This is a genomic window from Psychromicrobium ferritrahens, from assembly GCF_043789415.1.
Taxonomy (GTDB): Bacteria; Actinomycetota; Actinomycetes; order Actinomycetales; family Micrococcaceae; genus Renibacterium.
On record NZ_JBDLLW010000002.1, the window covers coordinates 330,070 to 348,327 of the forward strand.

Annotated in this window: 19 protein-coding genes; 15 read left to right on the forward strand and 4 right to left on the reverse strand. The window is 57.8% G+C overall.

Annotation, left to right across the window (positions count from 1 at the left end):
• Nucleotides 1-140: 140 nt before the first annotated feature.
• The 10 genes from ABDK06_RS11210 to ABDK06_RS11255 all read left to right on the forward strand — a co-directional run bounded on the left by ABDK06_RS11210 (nucleotide 141) and on the right by ABDK06_RS11255 (nucleotide 8,943).
• The gene (locus tag ABDK06_RS11210) at nucleotides 141-1,310 is read left to right on the forward strand and encodes an SGNH/GDSL hydrolase family protein (RefSeq protein ID WP_394941105.1); all 1,170 of its coding nucleotides are present in this window, start codon (nucleotides 141-143) and stop codon (nucleotides 1,308-1,310) included.
• Nucleotides 1,311-1,866: 556 nt separating this feature from the next.
• Complete coding sequence (locus tag ABDK06_RS11215) at nucleotides 1,867-2,604, forward strand: S1 family peptidase (RefSeq protein ID WP_394941106.1); 738 nt, start codon at nucleotides 1,867-1,869, stop codon at nucleotides 2,602-2,604.
• Between the two features lie 63 nt (nucleotides 2,605-2,667).
• Nucleotides 2,668-3,411 carry a S1 family peptidase gene (locus ABDK06_RS11220; protein ID WP_394941107.1) on the forward strand — a complete coding sequence of 248 codons (744 nt, stop codon included), beginning with the start codon at nucleotides 2,668-2,670 and terminating at the stop codon, nucleotides 3,409-3,411.
• 86 nt (nucleotides 3,412-3,497) lie between these two features.
• Nucleotides 3,498-4,232 (forward strand): S1 family peptidase, encoded by a 735-nt coding sequence (locus ABDK06_RS11225; RefSeq protein WP_394941108.1) that lies wholly within the window; start codon nucleotides 3,498-3,500, stop codon nucleotides 4,230-4,232.
• Between the two features lie 98 nt (nucleotides 4,233-4,330).
• On the forward strand, nucleotides 4,331-5,071 hold the full coding sequence (locus tag ABDK06_RS11230; protein WP_394941109.1) for a S1 family peptidase: 741 nt from the start codon (nucleotides 4,331-4,333) through the stop codon (nucleotides 5,069-5,071).
• 89 nt (nucleotides 5,072-5,160) lie between these two features.
• Entirely contained in the window at nucleotides 5,161-5,898 is a 738-nt protein-coding gene (locus ABDK06_RS11235; RefSeq protein WP_394941110.1) for a S1 family peptidase, read from the forward strand.
• A gap of 85 nt (nucleotides 5,899-5,983) precedes the next feature.
• Nucleotides 5,984-6,721 (forward strand): S1 family peptidase, encoded by a 738-nt coding sequence (locus tag ABDK06_RS11240; protein ID WP_394941111.1) that lies wholly within the window; start codon nucleotides 5,984-5,986, stop codon nucleotides 6,719-6,721.
• 393 nt (nucleotides 6,722-7,114) lie between these two features.
• Nucleotides 7,115-8,107, forward strand: a complete 993-nt coding sequence (locus ABDK06_RS11245; RefSeq protein ID WP_394941112.1) for a Dyp-type peroxidase — start codon at nucleotides 7,115-7,117, stop codon at nucleotides 8,105-8,107.
• 188 nt (nucleotides 8,108-8,295) lie between these two features.
• Complete coding sequence (locus ABDK06_RS11250; protein WP_394941113.1) at nucleotides 8,296-8,619, forward strand: YciI family protein; 324 nt, start codon at nucleotides 8,296-8,298, stop codon at nucleotides 8,617-8,619.
• Between the two features lie 174 nt (nucleotides 8,620-8,793).
• On the forward strand, nucleotides 8,794-8,943 hold the full coding sequence (locus tag ABDK06_RS11255) for a hypothetical protein (RefSeq protein WP_394941114.1): 150 nt from the start codon (nucleotides 8,794-8,796) through the stop codon (nucleotides 8,941-8,943).
• A 201-nt stretch (nucleotides 8,944-9,144) separates the two neighbouring features.
• Here ABDK06_RS11255 and ABDK06_RS11260 read toward each other — a convergent pair whose 3' ends face one another.
• Together ABDK06_RS11260 and ABDK06_RS11265 are read right to left on the reverse strand one after the other, a co-directional pair.
• Complete coding sequence (locus ABDK06_RS11260; RefSeq protein WP_394941115.1) at nucleotides 9,145-9,507, reverse strand: beta/gamma crystallin domain-containing protein; 363 nt, start codon at nucleotides 9,505-9,507, stop codon at nucleotides 9,145-9,147.
• A 1,478-nt stretch (nucleotides 9,508-10,985) separates the two neighbouring features.
• Nucleotides 10,986-12,122 (reverse strand): hypothetical protein, encoded by a 1,137-nt coding sequence (locus tag ABDK06_RS11265; RefSeq protein ID WP_394941116.1) that lies wholly within the window; start codon nucleotides 12,120-12,122, stop codon nucleotides 10,986-10,988.
• A gap of 242 nt (nucleotides 12,123-12,364) precedes the next feature.
• Here ABDK06_RS11265 and ABDK06_RS11270 point away from each other — a divergent pair, with 242 nt between their 5' ends.
• Together ABDK06_RS11270 and ABDK06_RS11275 are read left to right on the forward strand one after the other, a co-directional pair.
• Complete coding sequence (locus ABDK06_RS11270; protein ID WP_394941117.1) at nucleotides 12,365-12,499, forward strand: hypothetical protein; 135 nt, start codon at nucleotides 12,365-12,367, stop codon at nucleotides 12,497-12,499.
• 56 nt (nucleotides 12,500-12,555) lie between these two features.
• Entirely contained in the window at nucleotides 12,556-12,780 is a 225-nt protein-coding gene (locus ABDK06_RS11275; RefSeq protein WP_394941118.1) for a helix-turn-helix transcriptional regulator, read from the forward strand.
• Between the two features lie 173 nt (nucleotides 12,781-12,953).
• Here ABDK06_RS11275 and ABDK06_RS11280 read toward each other — a convergent pair whose 3' ends face one another.
• Nucleotides 12,954-13,145 (reverse strand): hypothetical protein, encoded by a 192-nt coding sequence (locus ABDK06_RS11280; RefSeq protein WP_394941119.1) that lies wholly within the window; start codon nucleotides 13,143-13,145, stop codon nucleotides 12,954-12,956.
• A gap of 262 nt (nucleotides 13,146-13,407) precedes the next feature.
• Nucleotides 13,408-13,821: a helix-turn-helix domain-containing protein gene (locus ABDK06_RS11285; RefSeq protein ID WP_394941120.1), complete on the reverse strand. Its 414-nt coding sequence runs from the start codon at nucleotides 13,819-13,821 to the stop codon at nucleotides 13,408-13,410.
• Nucleotides 13,822-14,259: 438 nt separating this feature from the next.
• Between ABDK06_RS11285 and ABDK06_RS11290 the strand changes: the two genes are divergently transcribed.
• The 3 genes from ABDK06_RS11290 (at nucleotide 14,260) to ABDK06_RS11300 (ending at nucleotide 18,174) form a co-directional block, all read left to right on the forward strand.
• Nucleotides 14,260-14,691 carry a hypothetical protein gene (locus ABDK06_RS11290; protein WP_394941121.1) on the forward strand — a complete coding sequence of 144 codons (432 nt, stop codon included), beginning with the start codon at nucleotides 14,260-14,262 and terminating at the stop codon, nucleotides 14,689-14,691.
• 22 nt (nucleotides 14,692-14,713) lie between these two features.
• Nucleotides 14,714-16,030, forward strand: a complete 1,317-nt coding sequence (locus ABDK06_RS11295; protein ID WP_394941122.1) for a hypothetical protein — start codon at nucleotides 14,714-14,716, stop codon at nucleotides 16,028-16,030.
• Nucleotides 16,031-16,116: 86 nt separating this feature from the next.
• Nucleotides 16,117-18,174 carry a phage tail tip lysozyme gene (locus tag ABDK06_RS11300; RefSeq protein WP_394941123.1) on the forward strand — a complete coding sequence of 686 codons (2,058 nt, stop codon included), beginning with the start codon at nucleotides 16,117-16,119 and terminating at the stop codon, nucleotides 18,172-18,174.
• Nucleotides 18,175-18,258 lie beyond the last annotated feature (84 nt).

Consider the following 18,258-nt stretch of genomic DNA (forward strand, 5'->3'; position numbering starts at 1 on the left):
TGTGGCCCCAACCAGCCCCCCCTTCGGCTGGGGCCACAACGCTATAGTCTTGAGTCTGTGAATAGCACACCGCTCAAGCGCCGGAGCGTAATTGCTGACCGGGCGGCGGGGCCTCGCTACAGCGCAGAGAGGAACTCCCGATGATGCACGTGATCTCTGATCTCACAGAACTCATCCACGGCACGAGCGAACTGGAAACCACCGCCCGAGGACTTCGCCCGCATAGGCTCCCCCTTGAAGTCCGCAAGCGATTCCCCGACCCGCAACTGCTCATGGTGGAAGCACAGCCCTCCGGCGTCAGGCTGCGCTTCCGCAGCGAGGCAAACAGCATTGAGCTGGTCCTGCAGCCGACTCGGGTCGGCTATCGCGGCGCAGCACGGCCACGTGGTGCCATCGATCTCTTCGTCGATGGAGAATTCAAAGCACGCGACATTCTCGACGGCGGCGATCTAATAGAAGCTGATGTGATCGATGGCAGCACGAAGTTCCACTCGGGCGAAAACCATCTCTGCCGCTTTGAAGGCTTGCCCGCGGGCGATAAAGACCTTGAGCTCTGGCTGCCACACAACGAATCGATCGAGTTGGTTGAGCTACGCACTGATGCTCCGGTGCACGCCATCAGGGACGAACGCCCTCGATGGCTGCACCACGGCAGTTCGATCAGCCACGGTTCGAATGCGAGCGGTCCGAGCGAGATCTGGCCCGCGATAGCTGCGCAGCACGCCCGGCTCGCACTGCAAAATCTCGGCTTCGGCGGCAGCGCGCTACTGGATCCTTTCGTAGCTCGGGTGATCCGTGATAGCGCAGCCGATCTCATTAGCCTCAAAATCGGAATCAACATCGTCAACCTCGACTCGATGAGACTGCGCGCCTTCGTGCCCGCCGTGCACGGCTTTCTGGATACCATCCGAGAAGGGCACCCGCAGACCCCTCTGCTGCTCATCTCACCGATTCTCTGCCCCATTCACGAAGACGTCCCCGGACCAGGGAGCATTGACATCGCCAGTCTGGGCACGAACGCGCTGAAGTTCATCGCCACCGGCGATCCCTCCGACGTGAGCCGGGGGAAACTCAATCTCAAGGTAATCCGCAGAGAGCTTGAGTCGATCGTTGAAAAGCGTGCGGATCCGAATCTGCATTACCTCGATGGCACGGCGTTGTACGGAGAACAGGACGCCGTTGACCTTCCGCTGCCGGACAACCTGCATCCGGATACCCGGGCTCATCGGCGGATCGGTGAGCGATTCGCCGAATACGCTTTCGCTGAGGGTGGTCCCTTCAGTGGGACACCCAGAACCTCAGCCAGCTGAGGCGGCACTCCGCCAGCTGGACCGGCGCTGGGAATAAGCCAGCAAGCCTCAGCCAGCCGCTGCCAGGACCTTCTCGGTAAATTCTCCAGAGGACCTCACCACCCCGATTCCTCCCTTTGTGTGAAATCTTTACGAAATCATTACTAAATATTTACGGGTGGGTCAGAAGTCAGATTTAAATGAACCGTTTCATGCGGTAATTAATTTCTATTGAATAAGCGAAGTATCGTGACTTCTTGGTTTATCTCTGCAAGATTTCACAGAAGCGAGCGAAGCGTATCACCCTCTTCGAAACCGCGCAAAATAGGCCATCTTCGGGCTCACCCTGGAGGAAACTCGCTTATATAAGCGGAAATACTTACCTGAAACACGCCTAAATAAGGATTCCTGGGAGAAGGCTTCCTCTTTCCCTGGAAAATCCTGAATTAAGTTTTTTGTTAAAAATCCTGAGGTAGTGTTCTAATCGAATTCGAAAAAGTTGCGCGCTGCGCAAAATTCGACATTGCGAATCATTCATTAAAGCAAAAAATGTCCAATAAATTACAAAGGACCAAAAATGCACAAGATCTTCACGTCCGTGCTGGCCGGAGTCATCACAGCGTCAGTGGCGCTGATCGGCGCGAGCAGCGCCCCGGCCGCACCACTCGTCAGCCAAAGCGCCGCCCCGGAAATCATCGGCGGCACCAAATCTCCAGCCACCCCCTGGGCGGTCCAGTTGGTATATAAGCAGGCCGATGGGAAAACTTACAGCTGTACGGGTATCGCCATCGCAGCCTCATGGGTGCTGACGGCAGATCATTGCGTGAGTGACTCAGTCGGGATGACGGCGTACTACTCAAACAGCACCAGTAACCTCGGCACCGGAATCACCGCCGACAAGCTCTACAACTCCCCGCAGGGCGACGTCGCCTTGGTCCACCTCTCCAAGCCGAAACCGCTCAGCTCCTACCCGGTAGTAGCCCAGAGCTACGTCACCAAAGCCGGCGACAAAGGCACCATCTACGGCTACGGTAAGCGAGCAAACGGAGCCGCCTCGGACGGCCTGTACCAAGCGAACAACACCGTTACCGGCGTCGGCATCGATCTCTTCAGCGCCCCGGCTATTCACGTCAAGGGCGATAACGGCGCAGCGAACGCCGGAGACTCCGGTGGACCCCTGTTCATCGGCGGAAAAATCGTCGGCATCCTCTCCCTCGGAGACGTCGCGAATCCGGGTGCAGACATCCATGCCGGTGCCGAATATACAAATGTCACGCCGATACGTCAGTGGATCAAGAACACCTCAGGCGTCTGATCCCGCTGGGCGGCGCTGCCACAGCTCGGCTCTCAAAACCTCATCAAAGATTAAGGATTCCTCGTGAACAGAATTTTCAAATCAGTATTGGTCGGCGTCGCCGCCGCGAGCATGGCGCTGATCGGTACTGGAGCCGCTACGGCGTCCCAGGTCAGCAGCGGTAAAGCTGCACCCGAGATCATCGGCGGCACCAAGTCGGCAGACAGGCCTTCGGCCGTTCAGCTAGTTTTCAAGCAGGGTGGTGCATACCGGGGCTGCACGGGTACCGCCATTGCGGCTTCCTGGGTACTGACGGCTAAGCACTGCATCGACTCGGTGAGCGATATGACGGTCTACTACTCCACCAGCAGCACAAATCGCGGCCCGGCGATCAAGGCCGATCGGCTTTACCCCGCACCTCAGGGCGATGTCGCGCTGCTTCACTTGGCCACGCCCAAGCCTCTCGCGGATGGTTACCCGGTGGTCGCCAGCGGCCGCACGCCAACCGCTAACACCAAAGGCATCATCTACGGGTTCGGCCTGCGGGCGAATTCGGTGGCATCCGACGGCCTGTACCAGGCCAATGTCACCGTTACCGGCCCGGGGGTCGATGGGTACAACGCCCCTGCCTTCAGCATCAAGGGTGACAACGGAGCGTCCAACGTCGGTGACTCAGGCGGTCCCCTGTTCATCGGCGGCACCATCGCCGGTGTGCTCTCCGTAGGAGATGTCTCGAACCCCGGTGCTGATATCCATGCCAAGAGCAGATACACGAATGCGACAACCACGGTAATACGCAACTGGATCAAGACCACCTCAGGCGCCTAGAACCTGTCGGCAGATCTTCCGATATCGGAAGATCGGATCGTTTCCATCTTCATCCCTGAAACCCCCTCAAAGAGCAAGGAAATCTTGTGAACAAAATCTTCAAGTCAGTGTTGATCAGCGTAGCCGCGGCGACCCTGGCCCTGACCGGCACCGGAGCCGCTATCGCGTCCCCGGTGAGCAGCGGTAAAGCTGCCCCGGAAATCATCGGCGGCACCAAATCTCCAGCTACCCCCTGGGCCGTGCAACTGCTGTACACGCAACACGGAGATACCTTCGTTTGCACGGGTATCGCCATTGCGGCGTCGTGGGTACTGACCGCGGATCACTGTGTGAGCGGTTCTACCGGGATGACGGCGTACTACTCAAACAGCACCACCAATCGCGGCACCGGCATCACCGCTGACAAGCTCTACAACTCCCCGCAGGGCGACGTCGCTCTGATCCATCTCTCCAAGCCGAAACCGCTCAGCTCCTACCCGGTAGTAGCCCAGAGCTACGTCACCAAAGCCGGCGACAAAGGCACCATCTACGGCTACGGTTTACGGGCCAACGCAGTCTTATCCGATGGTCTTTACCAGGCCAATGTGACGGTGACCGGCGTGGATTCCGATGCTTTCAACGGCCCGGCTATTCACGTCAAGGGCGATAACGGCGGGGCGAACTCCGGAGACTCCGGTGGACCCCTGTTCATCGGCGGGAAAGTCGTCGGAGTGGGTTCAAGCGCGGATGTTGCCAATCCGGGCTCTGATATCCATACCGGCACTAAATACTCGAACCTCACCCCTGCGCGTCAGTGGATCAAGAACACCTCAGGCGTCTAACTCTTCCGGAGTCAGCTTAACCCGCGATTTAACCCGCGAGCACTTTCGACTTCATCTCTTTTATCTCTGAAACCTCATCCAAAGATCAAGGAACTCACGTGAATAAAATCTTCACCTCGGCTTTGGTCGGCGTCGCTGCGGCGGCCCTGGCCCTGGTCGGCACCGGAGCCGCTACGGCGTCCCCGGTCAGCAGTAAAGCTGCTCCAGAGATCATCGGCGGCACCAAATCCGCCGTCACTCCCTCAGCTGTTCAGCTGATTTTCAAGCAGGGCGGCGAGATCAGAAGCTGCTCAGGTACCGCCATTGCGGCTTCCTGGGTGCTCACCGCTCGGCACTGCACCGAGGGAGCCAGCGATATGGGAGTGTACTACCCGACCAGCTCGGGAAATCCTGGTCCTGGAATTAAAGGTGATCGGTCCTACCCTGCGCCTCAAGGAGATATTTCGCTGATCCACCTGGCCACCCCTAAGCCGCTCGCCAATGGCTACCCGGTCGTAGCAAGCGGCCGTACCCCGGTGGCCAACACCAAAGGCATAATCTTCGGCTACGGCCAACGAGGAAACTCGGTACCCTCCGACAGCCTTTATCAGGCCAATGTGACTGTTACCAGCGCCACCACTGACGCCTACAACGGTCCTGCTTTCCGGGTCAGAGGAGATAACGGAATTTCGACCATCGGAGACTCCGGCGGCGCCCTGTTCATCGGCGGCACCATCACCGGCGTCAGCTCCATGGGAGACACCGCAAATGCCAACGCTGATATCCATGCCACCAGCAGATACGGGAATCCCACAACTCCTGTGGTGCGTAACTGGATCAAGAACACCTCAGGCGCCTGATTCTGAAAGCCAGCTCCTCAAAATCAGCTATATCTAGATCGTTTTCCCACCTCATTTATCAAACATCAATCAAAGATCAAGGAACTCTCGTGAACAAAATCTTCAAGTCAGCTTTAGTCGGCGTCGCCGCGGCCACCCTGGCCCTGGTCGGCACCGGAGCCGCTACCGCGGCACCAGTCGGCGGCGCCGCTCCAGAGATCATCGGCGGCACCAAATCCGCTCCTACTCCCTCGGCTGTTCAACTGGTCTTCACGCAAGACGGCAAATCATATAAGTGCACAGGCACCGCGATCGCGGCTTCTTGGGTCATCACGGCCAAGCACTGCATCGACAGAGTTACCGATATGTCGGTGTACTACTCGAACAGCACGGCTAACCGGGGAACCGCAATCAAAGCCGACCGGCTTGTCCCCTCGCCTAAGGGCGATATCGCGCTGATCCACCTGGCCACCCCCAAGCCGCTCGCCAATGGCTACCCGGTCGTCGCCACCGGCCGTACCCCAACCGCCAACACCAAAGGCGTGATCTTCGGCTTCGGCAATCGGGCAAATTCCGTAGCCTCTGACGGTCTTTACCAAGCTAATGTCACCGTTGTCGAGGCCAGTTTCGATGGGTTCAACGGCCCGGCCTTCCGGATTAAGGGCGATAACGGATCCTCGAATGTGGGAGACTCCGGTGGCCCCTTGTTCATCGGTGGCACCATCGCAGGTATCGGCTCCATCTCAGAGGTAGGTAACCCGGGTGCCGATATCCACGCCATCAGCAGGTACGCGAATGCAACGACCCCCGAGGTTCGCCCCTGGATCAAGAACACCTCAGGCGCCTGATCCTACCGGGTCAATCTTCCAGAACCATCTCTACTCAAAGACCGTTTTCAATGTCTAAGACATCATCAAAGATGGAGGAATCTTTGTGAACAGAATCTTCAAATCAATTCTGGTAGGTGTCGCGGCGGCGGGCCTGGCTCTGATCGGCACCGGAGCCGCCACGGCGTCCCCTGTCAGCAGCAGCAAGGCTGCTCCGGAAATCATCGGCGGCACCAAATCGCCGGCTACTCCCTGGGCTGTCCAGATCCTGTACAAGGTAGGATCCACGACTAATACCTGCACCGGCAGCGCTATCACAGCTTCCTGGGTGCTGACCGCTAGCCACTGTGTTTCCGGCGTCACCGGGATAACGGTTTACTACTCGAACAGCACAGCTAACCGTGGCCCGGGCATTGCCGTGGACAAGATCTACACTCCCACCAAGGGCGATGTCGCGCTGATTCATCTCTCCACGGCAAAGCCGCTCAGCGCATACCCCACGGTAGCGCAGAGCTACGTCAATAAGGTCAATGATCAAGGCACCATCCTCGGTTATGGGGCACGATACAACTCGGTTGCCACCGACGGCCTTTACCAGGCCAATGTCGTGGTCATCGGCACCAGCACCGATGTGTACAACGGTCCGGCTGACCGGGTCCGCGGAGATAACGGTGCAGCTGCCCCAGGAGACTCCGGTGGGCCTTTGTTCATCGGCGGAAAAATCGTCGGGGTGTGCTCAAGCGCAGATACATCGACTCCTCCGACCACTAATATCCACGGGGTTACCAGATACTCGAATCTGACGTCCGTGCGTCAGTGGATCAAAAATGTCGCAGGGGTCTAATCCTGCTGCTTAGTTGATTCTTGGTGGGTGCTATCCAATCGATAGCACCCACCATTTTTTTAAACCGTGCTCTCTGAGTATCCATTGGGGGCTAATCACGCGGTAGTTTGTGAAAGTTCTCGGTGGCCTGCGGGGTTGGTCTGGGAGATTGCTCTGTGAGGTGAGCCTGTCGGGTGGGTCTGCGGATCGATCCGTGGGGGCAAACCTCGTTTGTGCTGCCGATCACTCGCACTCTAATCTGGGCATAGCGTTAGCTCTGAGGACCATGTTCTGAGTATCTTGGCCAGCGTATTTTGGCCAGCGCTCAGGTTAATTCAGCTCTTCGGTTAGTTCAGATCGGGTGCCTGGTTCACCGCGGGGCCTGGATGAGAGTTTCAGGAAGGAATCGGTTCGATGACCTTGCAGGAGTCGGCAGCTTCGGCGAGCGGCGGGCAGCACCATGCCCCGCTCAGCCCGCAGAGTATCGATGCCCTACTGACCAAATCGGCGACCTTCCTCGTGGTCGTGATCAACGACGGCGAAGCAGCGCTCGGCACGGTGCGCGAGGTGCTCTCCGGCATCGAAGACCTGGTGAAAACGGTGAGCTTCCGAGACCATGAGGCTCAGCTCTCCTGCACCGTGGGCATTGGCAGCAGAGTCTGGCACGACGTCGTCGGGGCGTCCTCCCCCGCCGAGCTGCACCCCTTCCAGGAGATCGTGGGACAGAAGCACACCGCCGTCGCGACCCCTGGCGACCTGCTTTTCCACATTCGCGCCGAGCGGGAAGATTTCTGCTTCGAGTTCGAGCGGCTCCTGCTGGACGCGCTGGGAACGGCGGTGACCGTGGTGGACGAGGTTTCCGGCTTCAGATATTTCGACTCGCGTGATCTGCTGGGCTTCGTGGATGGGACCGCCAATCCGGTGGGACCGGATCTTCCGGCGTCCACCTTGGTAGGCGAAGAGGACCCGGCCTTCACGGGCGGCAGCTACGTGGTGGTGCAAAAGTATCTGCACAGCCTGGAGACTTGGCAGAAGCTGAGTACGGAGGAGCAAGAGGCGATCATTGGCCGCACCAAAGCCGACGGCGTGGAGCTCGACGACGCGGAGAGCGGGCAGCGATCGCACAAAACCCTGGCGACCATTGAGGACGAACAGGGCGAACACGACATCCTGCGCGACAATATGCCCTTTGGCCGACCCGGGAGTTCCGAGTTCGGCACCTACTTCATCGGCTACACACGAAAGCTGTGGGTGCTGGAGAAGATGCTGGAACGCATGTTCATCGGAGAGCCTCCCGGGCTGCACGACAGGATCCTCGACTTCTCGGCTCCACAGACCGGGACGACGTTCTTCGCTCCGGCGGCGAGTGTGTTGGCGGGGTTGGGGACTGAGGCGGTGATGCAGTGACTGTTGCCTCGAAGTCCTGTCGTGTTTAATCACGGTCGTCTCATCACTGCCCTCACACCGCCTCAAAGCTCTCCCTAAGATTTTCTTGAAACTTTCCCCGCCAAGGTGTCGGATTGGAACAACGCCGTTCCTAGTAAGGGTAAGTGGATGCCTAAGAGGGGCTTCCCGAACCACAGGAGATGATCCCGATGCAGTCCCTCGTTTCAGTCATCAACGACACTCTCAACCCCGTGATCGACGACCGCGGAGCAGAAATCGATGTGTTCAACGAGAAGCTCCAAGCCAAGGGTTATTGGGTCTTCGCGGGCGGCCTCAGCAACCCCGATGCGGCCACCACGATCGACAACCGCGACGGCAACTCGCTGGTCACCGACGGGCCGTTCGCCGAGACCAAGGAGTTCGTCAACGGCTTCTGGATCATGGAGGTCCCCGATTTCGACACGGTGCTCCAGCTCGCCATCGAAGCCTCGCAAGCGTGTCAACGGAAGACCGAAGTCCGGCCCTTCCTCTAAGCCAGCTGGCCTATCAGCGCACTCCAGATTGAAGAGGCGATCATCCGAGCGCACCGCGAAGAATGGGCTCGGATGATCGCCCCGCTGACCAAGCGTTTCGGTGACCTCGAGATAGCCTAGGAAGCTGCTGCTGAGTCGTTCGCGACCGCCGTCGAACGCTGGCCGAACGACAGCGTGCCAGTCAACCCGGGTGCCTGGCTGACCAGCACGGCCAATCGCAAGGCCATTGACCGGATCCGCCGGGAGAACAGGCGCCGCGAGAAGCATCAGGAGGCTCAGATCTTGCAGCGCGATTCCGCCGAGTACTCCCCCCGGTGCTATTGACTTCCTCGACAAGGATCGGTCTCGGCGCAGAGCCAAAGCAGCTGAATTGGTATGGTCCCCGACACCTCTGGGTGTCGGGGACCATTTACCGTTTTAATCATTGACATACTCTGCGGGCTTCGATCGCCCTTCGGGAAAACACTGTTTGAGACTGGGATAGCTGACAGGACCGTCAGGCTGCTACCCTCCCCAAAGAATTATTTAGAGGATATCAATAGCCTGGACGTGCATTTCCTGGCCGGCGTTCCAGGTCCGGAAGGTGTGCTGTGGGATGTACTCAAAAGTTCCGTTGACATCAACGATGTTGATGTTATTGTTGCCGGTGTCAACCCGGTCTGCCCAGACATTATTCACCCGGTTGTAGCTCTTATTGGCGTAGCAGGAAGTGCCGTAAACGCCAGTGGAAGTGTGCCAGTAGAAGTGCACGAAGTTCGGGTCAGTACAACCGATCTCATTGGCCGAAGCAGTCGAAGCACCGACTGCCGGAACGACCGCCAGCACGGCACCAGCCACAACCGACGCAACCAGCGCCTTACGAGCAATTTTCTTGAACTCAAACGTCATGATGAATTTCCTCCGAGGAATTTTATTATGTATGTATACACTAAAACAACAGTGAAACTTTTTCATGACATCTAGGCCTGATTGATCCACCAGCTAGAGTGTACAAATAGCTGAGTTGAAGAGTCAACTGAAAATTTCAGTATCTTACGTTTTATTTATTCTAAAAGCTCAAGACTTCCTTTTTTGAGGATATTTTCAGGTTTCTCTGGGGAGATTAAGAGTCTCTTTCGATGGCTTTTTTGAGTCGGTTGTGTTTTCCAGGCTCGCAGGCATCAAGGAGGGCAAGCCGCCCGGATCTACTTGCCAGGATCAGCCCTAAACGCCGTCACCTCAGGGATTCTTGGCCCAAAACCAGCTACGCCACCCCCTCGAAGCGACCATAGTCTCCCCATTTAAAGAAAAATTAATTGTCGTGATTCAAATACCATAAGAAGTAATGAGAAATTTGGACCAGCGGATTTAAGTTGCCTTAGTTAAGCAAAAACTATACAGCGCGTTGAGCACTCAGAAGTTACCCATCGGTAGTCAATTAAAATCTTCAGATGATCGTCTGATAATTCATCCTTTAATGTTCTGAATTTAACACCGGATGTTTTAGATGGACGTCAAAAATTCCTCTCACCTTTACCCACAGATGGTTAGCAATCCCGGTTTTCTTTCTAGGATCTTCGTCAAGGCACGACCGTACAGCCGCTGCCCTGACCGGTGGCAGCCTAAAATGGCCCTCGAAACGTACGTACCCGACGACCGAAGGCACAAGGGTCTGCTGCATGGTTGTGAAACTGACCCAGCCTACGCAGTTCTCAAAGCGGGCCTTACGGTAGGTACGGAGCTCCCATCCCTCGGCGCTGTTCGAGAGAGCATCGTCAGGTCCCCGACTCCTACAGCAAAAGCAACCCCTAGTCGTGCAGTCGAGCCAGCTCACTGTACCGACCTACCAAGCAAGTGAAGGGATCGCACCCAAAGCAACTGACACGTTGTTCGACAAGACGGGATTAAAGCGAATCAAGCCAGTCGCACAGGCAGGAAGTCTCTGTGGTCGGGCAGAAGGTCGCCACAGCTACACCTTCAAGGAAACCAATCTCAGCAGCGAGCACAGTACTCACGACAGCCCGGACTGGTCTCATCGATGAGTTTTCTTTTCATCGGGGTGCTCCAGAATCGGGGGAGGTTTGGGGGCGGTTTGGGGGTCATATCAGGCCCTATGAGGCCCTACTAAGGTGGTCCCCGCAGATGATTCCGGCATCAAAAAACCCGCGATTCCCCTTGAAAACAAAGGGAAGACGCGGGTTTTGTTCGGTCGGGCTGACAGGATTTGAACCTGCGACCCCCTGAGTTTCAGACTCAAGTCCGAGAACCAGCGTCGTTCCGGTCTTTTTCCCTTGTATTGCAAGGGTATCTGGCTGATGCTATGCCCCCTCAGTATCCCGGCAGAACCCGTAAAATCCTGAATCTAGCGGTCACATCAGCGGTCACATTTACTTCGGGTTCCGCCGCAGGATACCTGCGGCTTCGACGAGGATGCGGGAGTCCATGGCACCGGTGTAGTAGAGCCGGTTGACGTCCTTTGTGTGTCCAAGGTGGTAGATCCGCACACTCTCCGGGAGGGCGTCGTACAGCAGCGTGTTCCACGTCGTGCGCCAGGAATGTCCACGTTCATTTTCGAGCATGTCGATCTTCAGGTTCTCGGCGAGCTCGTTGTACAGTTTCGCGAGCTTGCGGTCACGGTTGCGAGGGTGCCAGAGCCCGCTGGAGTCGGTGGGCATGGGGAACATCCACGGACTGCCGCTGTTCTTGCGTCGTTCCATCCGCTCGCTTACTCGCGGGTCGGTGACAGCGACACTGCGTCCGCGGCGATTCTTGGTCGCAGAGGGATCCAGGAAGAAGATAAACACACCGCTCTCATCCATCACACAGTCTTCGACGGGACGCAGGCACAACTCTGAGATTCGCATACCAGTGGAGGCTTGAGCGAGGACGATGTCGATGACGCCGGCGCGCTCCACGATCCGATCCTGGCGTGTCCAACGACCGCGTTTCGGATCGAGGACGTCCTCGGGGTCGGCTGCCAGGAGGTACTCGATCACGTCCTGGTACTCGGTGAGTGTCAGTGACCGTCCGCCGCGCCGGTAGTCGGGCTTCTTCGCTTTGGTGGCGTCCAGCGCGAGATCGGTGAGTGGGTTGTGCTCGATGATCTCGTCAACACGCAGCGGCTCGGCAAGATATCGTTTGGCAACGATCTTGGCATGCTTCATGTTCACCGCGCCGTGCAGTTCGGCGATCTCTTCGAGGCAGAGTTTGAGGTTTCTCGGTCGCATTGCATCGCGCAACGACAATCCGGCCAGGGAGTGGGCGTGCTTGTGTGCCACCCGGCACTCCCCTCGCAGCAATCGATAAGCCAGAGCGTAGCGGCGACGGGTGGCCTCGGCCAGGCGTTCACTCTCGAGGGCGGGAAGGGTGACATTCTCGAGGTAGTCCAGCACAAGGGATGTTCCTGACCAGATCGTGTTGCCGGGCCCAGTCATAATTTCGTTCGCTTCACGCTTGGCTCGTGCTCGGAGCTCACCCTTGGTCTTAGCCTGCGTTGTCTTGGCGATGACCTTGCCTGATTGCACTCGTATTCTCCAACGCAGCCCCCAGCCCCCACGGTAAGGGAACGGGTGTACGCGATCGATCGAATGTTGCCCGATCTCGAGTCGGGTGGTGGCGGCGCGGGTCATGCTGGCTCTTTCCTCAGGTCTTTCGATAGCGTACGTGCGACTATTCGCTGTTTGCAAGTACCTTCCAGCCCCTGCGAGTTGACTGATGATTCATAGGGGTCTATTCTCCTATCAAGTCTCTATCATAGATAATTCGAATGATCTATGACGCATCAGGACTGAAGGTGCGGACGGGTGGCCGGGCGGTCAGGCATGAATTTCTTCGACGCTCCGGCGAGGACGATGCGATGTTCTCCGCAGCATGCGAGCGAGTGCTGTGCGTTCGCTACTAGTCAGGCCATCGCCGGGTCGGGCAAGCACCGTTGCATACACGACACCGGAAGACATCATGACCATCACCTCATCATTGCCCCGTTCAACTACCCCGAGCGGAGCGCTTCCGCCCGCTCAGGCGGCGGAGTTCTTGGGCGTCGCAGTCAAGACCATGGCGAATTGGCGCACGGATGGAGTCGGTCCGTCCTATGTGCGCTATGGGACTCGCGGCCGAGTGGCTTATCTTCTGGCAGATCTACAGGCATACATGCAGAAGAATCGCATCGTCACAGCGAACTGATCCAACCATGACACAAGAAGAGCGACGGATTGACATCTTCCGCCGCCCCGCATCGGGTTGACAGGATTTGAAACTGCGACCCCCTCACACCCAGTGAGGTGTGCTACCAAACAACGCTAGTGAATGCTATCAGCGATGGATTGGTGTTTTTACCTGTGCCGGCCGGGTGCGTCTCAGGCTTCGTCGAACGGTAGCCGCATCGCCTCGCTGCCTGGGTCTACAGGGTGACTCGGGACTTCTCGCGGGCGATCTTGATAGAGGGCGTCTGCGGCAGCCCTCTGGTAAGCCGCGTCGAGGTCATTGCCGTCGTCGACGAGAATCTGCTCCCAATCCATCAGGGCTTCCTCGGATGGCTGTGGCATCATGCCAAAGTTCAGCCGAACTCTGCGATGATGCGGGTGACACGGGTGTTCAGCTCGTCGGCACGAGCCAGGATCTGGAGCTCCTCTTCGTGAGATACATGCCGTACGGGGCCCGAAGGCTGTAGCTCGATCGGACTGCGCAGTGGCGGATATCCTGTTACGAGACGCAGCAGTGAACGTCTACGACCGCGAGTTCAATCCCGCAGCACGAAACAGCGTCATGCGACTCGGGCTCTGAGACCCAGAAGAACACAACTCCGCGGCGTCAGGTTTCGTCACTCTGCGGGTCGACATTGGTTTCAGGGTGCAGCAGCTTGTATCCGCCGGTGAGAGACTGCACAATTCGGGTGAGCCGTCCAATCTCTTGACGCGTCTGCTCCCACTGATGATGGGCGGCCGCAAGATCGGCCAGATACCGCTGCAGGAGCGCCTCGCTCTGTTCAGCGTCGTGGTCGATGATCAATGAGGAAAGAGGCACCTCCAGGATCGTGGCCATGGCTACGGCCTCGTCGAGTCTGACGGCCCGGGTCTGTTGCTCGATCCGCGTGATCGCCGTCGGATCGACGTTCGCACCGAGGATGGTAGCCATCCGGCGCGCCAGTTCGACCTGGCTCATACCCTGTCGTTCACGCTCTGCGCGTAGGCGGCGGGCAAAGATGTCGGCCGGCAGTGGGTTCATATCGGGTCCTCGTGGTTCGGTCTAAGGGGTGACGCAGTTGTGCATCTGCGCACTACATACGTTACTGGCACGGATCTGCGGTATCCACAGTGATCGTATGCGCTCGATCTGACTCATTTTTGACGGAATATCGTCGCTTCGCATACGAATGGCAAGCATAATCCTGTCTCAAACGTTAGTGAATCGTTGCGTATTGCGGCGCGATAGAGAACACACATGAATCTATGCATGTATCAGGAACTAGCTGATCTAACATGTCTGGCATTGCGTTGGGCCACCTAAATATCAACGCCAGGAAAGGATGAGCACTAATTCGCCACCATTCGATAGCGATTGGAATGGATGATTGTGTAACGACTCGCTAGACTATTCATATAAGATCCGTCAACGAGTCCGGGAACTCGCCGGATCGTAGACTGAAAGACTAGGGGATAAGCAATGAATCGTATCTACGAGACCGCGACCATGGCGTTGGTGCACATAGAATCCACCCTCCCGGGTAGTGTGACAGCAGCCTGGGACATCAAGAACCTTCTGACCAACTCCAAGACCTGGGCCCAGACCGTGGGTGGCCTGCTTCTGATGTTGCTCGGCGTGGTAGGCCTGATTTGGGGCGGCGTACTTCTGATCAAGAAACTCATGGGCAACCAGCAGAGTGGACAAGGACATGGCTGGGGTCAGATTCTGCTGCTCATCATTGTCGGCGGCGCACTTGGCACCGGCGGCTGGACGCTAATCAGCTCGGTTGGTTCAGGTGGCCAGACCACGATCGAAGATCTTGGCAACGGCGGCACCATCATCGTCCAGCCATGGAGCAACGCTACAACTACCAGCGCGGTCCCGGAGTTTCTCGGCTCCCTCGCACGCTGACTGTAGAACGCGACGACAGGACATGAGCATCAAGGACCGACTCACCAAATTCACAAAGAAGTTCAAGCTCGACTCGCATCATGCGATCGAACGTTTTGGCCTCTTCTTCGGTGTACTCTCGCTCGCCGGGCTGCTCGTGCTGACGGCCTCGGGTGCTTCGGCGTTCGTGGCTGGCCGCGCTCAGCTGGCCGACACGGCTCTGTGGACGCCGAGCTTCACAACCTCCAAGACGCAGCTCAAGGGCAGCGTTGATGGAGTTTACACAAACCAGCTGAAGAACAAGTCATTGGTAATGATGCATTTCGATGATCAGGCGAAGATCAGTTACAGCGCTTCCGACTATCAGGCATTTCTGCTGGGCTCGAACGAGCAGCTCAGGTCGGAGAAGCTAACGACATCAGGGGTCTCCGGCTCGTTTTACGTTTTCGGATCGACCGGATACGTGGGGGTGCTGCTAGAGGCGAAGCAGCCGTTCGAGCAGCAGGTGCTAAATCTCACGCTAAGGGCGAAGGCTGAGCTCACGTTTAGCCAGCAGCAGGCCTCCGGCGCGAACAACGAAGACGTGGTTGGTGACTCGTCGTTCGCCAAGTTCGACCAATGGCGGGTCTTCATCAACCCAGGTGCAACCGGGACGAAGTCGCTGGCCACACTGGACGCTGCCAATTTTGATCCGACCCAAGCCTTCTACGAGGTTGCGCTCAAAACCAAGGAGGACGCCGCCCGTGCTGCGCTGGACGCCAAGCTCGCCGAGATGCGTGCGAATCTGACGCAGATTTCCTCATACACGGACGATCTGGCCACGACTAAGGTCGATGGTTTGTTCTTGCGCCCGCCGACCGTCCCGATGATCATCGCCGGCGATGAGATCTCCGGGCACAGCGCCTCGGAGACCAAGGAAAAGATGTCGACCCTGGAGCTGAACGCCAAGCGTGTTGTGCGCGGCGGGTTCAACTTCGGCTGGCGCTCGGGAAACGTCTACGACGGCTACCTGGATGGGATCGTGCCGAAAGGTCAGAGCTATATCGAGTTCCTGCAGTCCAAGGCCACGGAGACTCAGGGTACGAACGCTAGCGATTCGAATGGGATCAATGACATCCAGTGGACGCTCTCAAACGGCAAGAGTCTAACGCAGGATTACCGGACTTCCGATGTGACCATGCGCCCGCTGACGACCGCGATGAACAACCTCTCACAGGCTTATCAGGACTACGCCACGAACAAGGCGCAGTACCAGGGGACGCTCCTGCTCGAACTACTCAAGCTCGATATCGATCTGAAGGACGTGCGTTCGAACAGCACGACCAATACCGACGAGGGCTTCCTCACCACCTATCGCTGATCTGAAGCGACCGCCGAAAGCGGGGAATCCCGTCATTACGCGATGAGCGCGGCGACAATCCCATCTACGAGAAGAAAGAAGGGGACATGGACGAGAAGCCGAAGCTTTCGAAACGTGATCCAGACGCGGATGCGTCACGGGCCTCCGCTTCGCCGGGGCCAGCTGGTACGAACCCCGGTGCGGCTGGCGGTATGACAGGTAAGACCGGTGACGTGAAGAGTCAGGTCGCGGGTGCTGCCGCCGAGGTGGCTGCGAACAAGCTCATCGGTGACCGGATGAATAGTAATCAAAAGCGCTTCGTGGTCGCAGCCTCACGGGGTGCGGCTGAAGGTGTGACTCAGGGTGGTGCGACAGGTGCAGCGGTCGGCGCAGGCCTCGGTGCGGCCAAGGAAACCGCTACGCAAGCGCAGGAGAAGAAGAACGACAGAAAGTCTGACGATGATAAGTCGACGGGTAACGCCAAGTCTGCGAATGAGCAGGATCAGAAGCCCGACGAGAAGCGGCTCGGGGCGGGCGGTACCAGCTATGCGAGAGACCGGGACAAAAGTGTGGCTGACGAGACCGATCACAAGAAGGGGGGTGTCGGGAAGACGGCAGCAGGTGCAGGTGCTGCTGCAATGGCACCGAATGCCGCGTTCTTCGCCATGCTGTTGCTTTTTTTAAACTGGCTGAAGTCATTCTTCTTCGCGCTGCTAGCGAAGGCACTGACGCTCCTGCAGATGTTCCTGGCCTGGGTCGCGAGTATCGGCGGAGCGGTCTGGAACTTTATTACGGCCCCCTTCCAGGCAGCTGGCGCTGCGGTGGCGAACGCGATCGCTTTTGTCACTGGCGGAGCGGCGATTTCGACGTCGGTTGCCGCAGCAGGTGTCGCGGCCGTCTCGGGTCTCACGATCCTCGGGCTCCTGGCGGGCATCATCGGTATATTCAGCGTCAATGTAGCAGGGTATGACGCATATCAGGCCGCAGATTGCCGCCCGGCATCGATTGGTAACACCATCCCGATCGGAAATCCCGGTCCGACTGACGCGAACGCAGAGAAGATGTCAAAGACGGTCTACTCGACGCTAAAGTCCGCGGGGATGTCGGATGTGAACATCGCGGGCATCCTCGGCAACTGGGATCAGGAGTCGGGAATCGACCCGACCAGTGTGCAGAACTTTCCGACGCGCACCTACACGATGACCTCCGAGAAGAAGTCTGCCGCGACCAACACCGACAACGGTATAGGTCTGGGTCAGTGGACTTTCGGCCGAAACACTCTGCTGCGCAAGTACGCCACGGCGAAGAGTACGGACTGGTGGGACATCAAACTGCAGCTGACGTTCATGTTCGACAAGAACGGTGACAACGCCAGTGATGTTGAAGTGGTTCAGGGCATGATCTCGACGCCGGAGTCGACGCCAGGGGAAGCTGCGAAATACTACCACGACAAGTGGGAGCGCTCGGCTGACAGCTCTACTTCGCAGCGTGAAGCGAATGCCGACCAGTGGTTCGGCCTCATCAGCGGATGGACCGTGGATCAGAGTTTGGTCGTCTCTATCGACAAGGGTGGCGACTTCATCAAGGACGCGACGCGGATCATCAGCACCTTCCTAGGCGGCAACGCTTGCCAGCCAAACGCCACATCCAGCGTTGGCAGCATCACCCCGGAGAACGGGGGCATGACGCAGGATGAGGCCCAGAAGCTCGTCGACCTCTATAACCAGCAGGGCGATAAGTGGCTCGATGAAAAGTACGGTCCTACAGGCGGCCCAGGCCCATGTGGTGATAACCACGCAGAGAACTGCGTGTCGTTCTCAAACTATTTCCTGAACAAGTACACAACATTCACGCAATACGCGGTGGGTGATGGCATCAGCACCGCCGGATACGTGGCAAAAACCACGGGGAAAAAGCTCAGCTCGACACCGACGCCGTATTCAGTCGGATCCGGACCCGGAGTGGACTCTTCCGGCCACACTCTTGTCGTACTCGGCGTGCAGGGTGACAAGGTCATCTTCGGCGAGGCGGGCTACTGCATGTACATGGGTCGCGTGCGCACAGACAGTGCGGCGGCGATGACCGCGGAGGGCTGGCAGTTCGTGGATATGTCCGACGCGATGTTACCCCACGGACAGGTAAATCCACCAAAACCTGGGACATAGCGACCAGGCGACGGCCCGGTGTCATATTGGGTCGTCGCCTCTGCGTCTCCAAACACGTGTGATTTCAAAGACACGACAGACTGA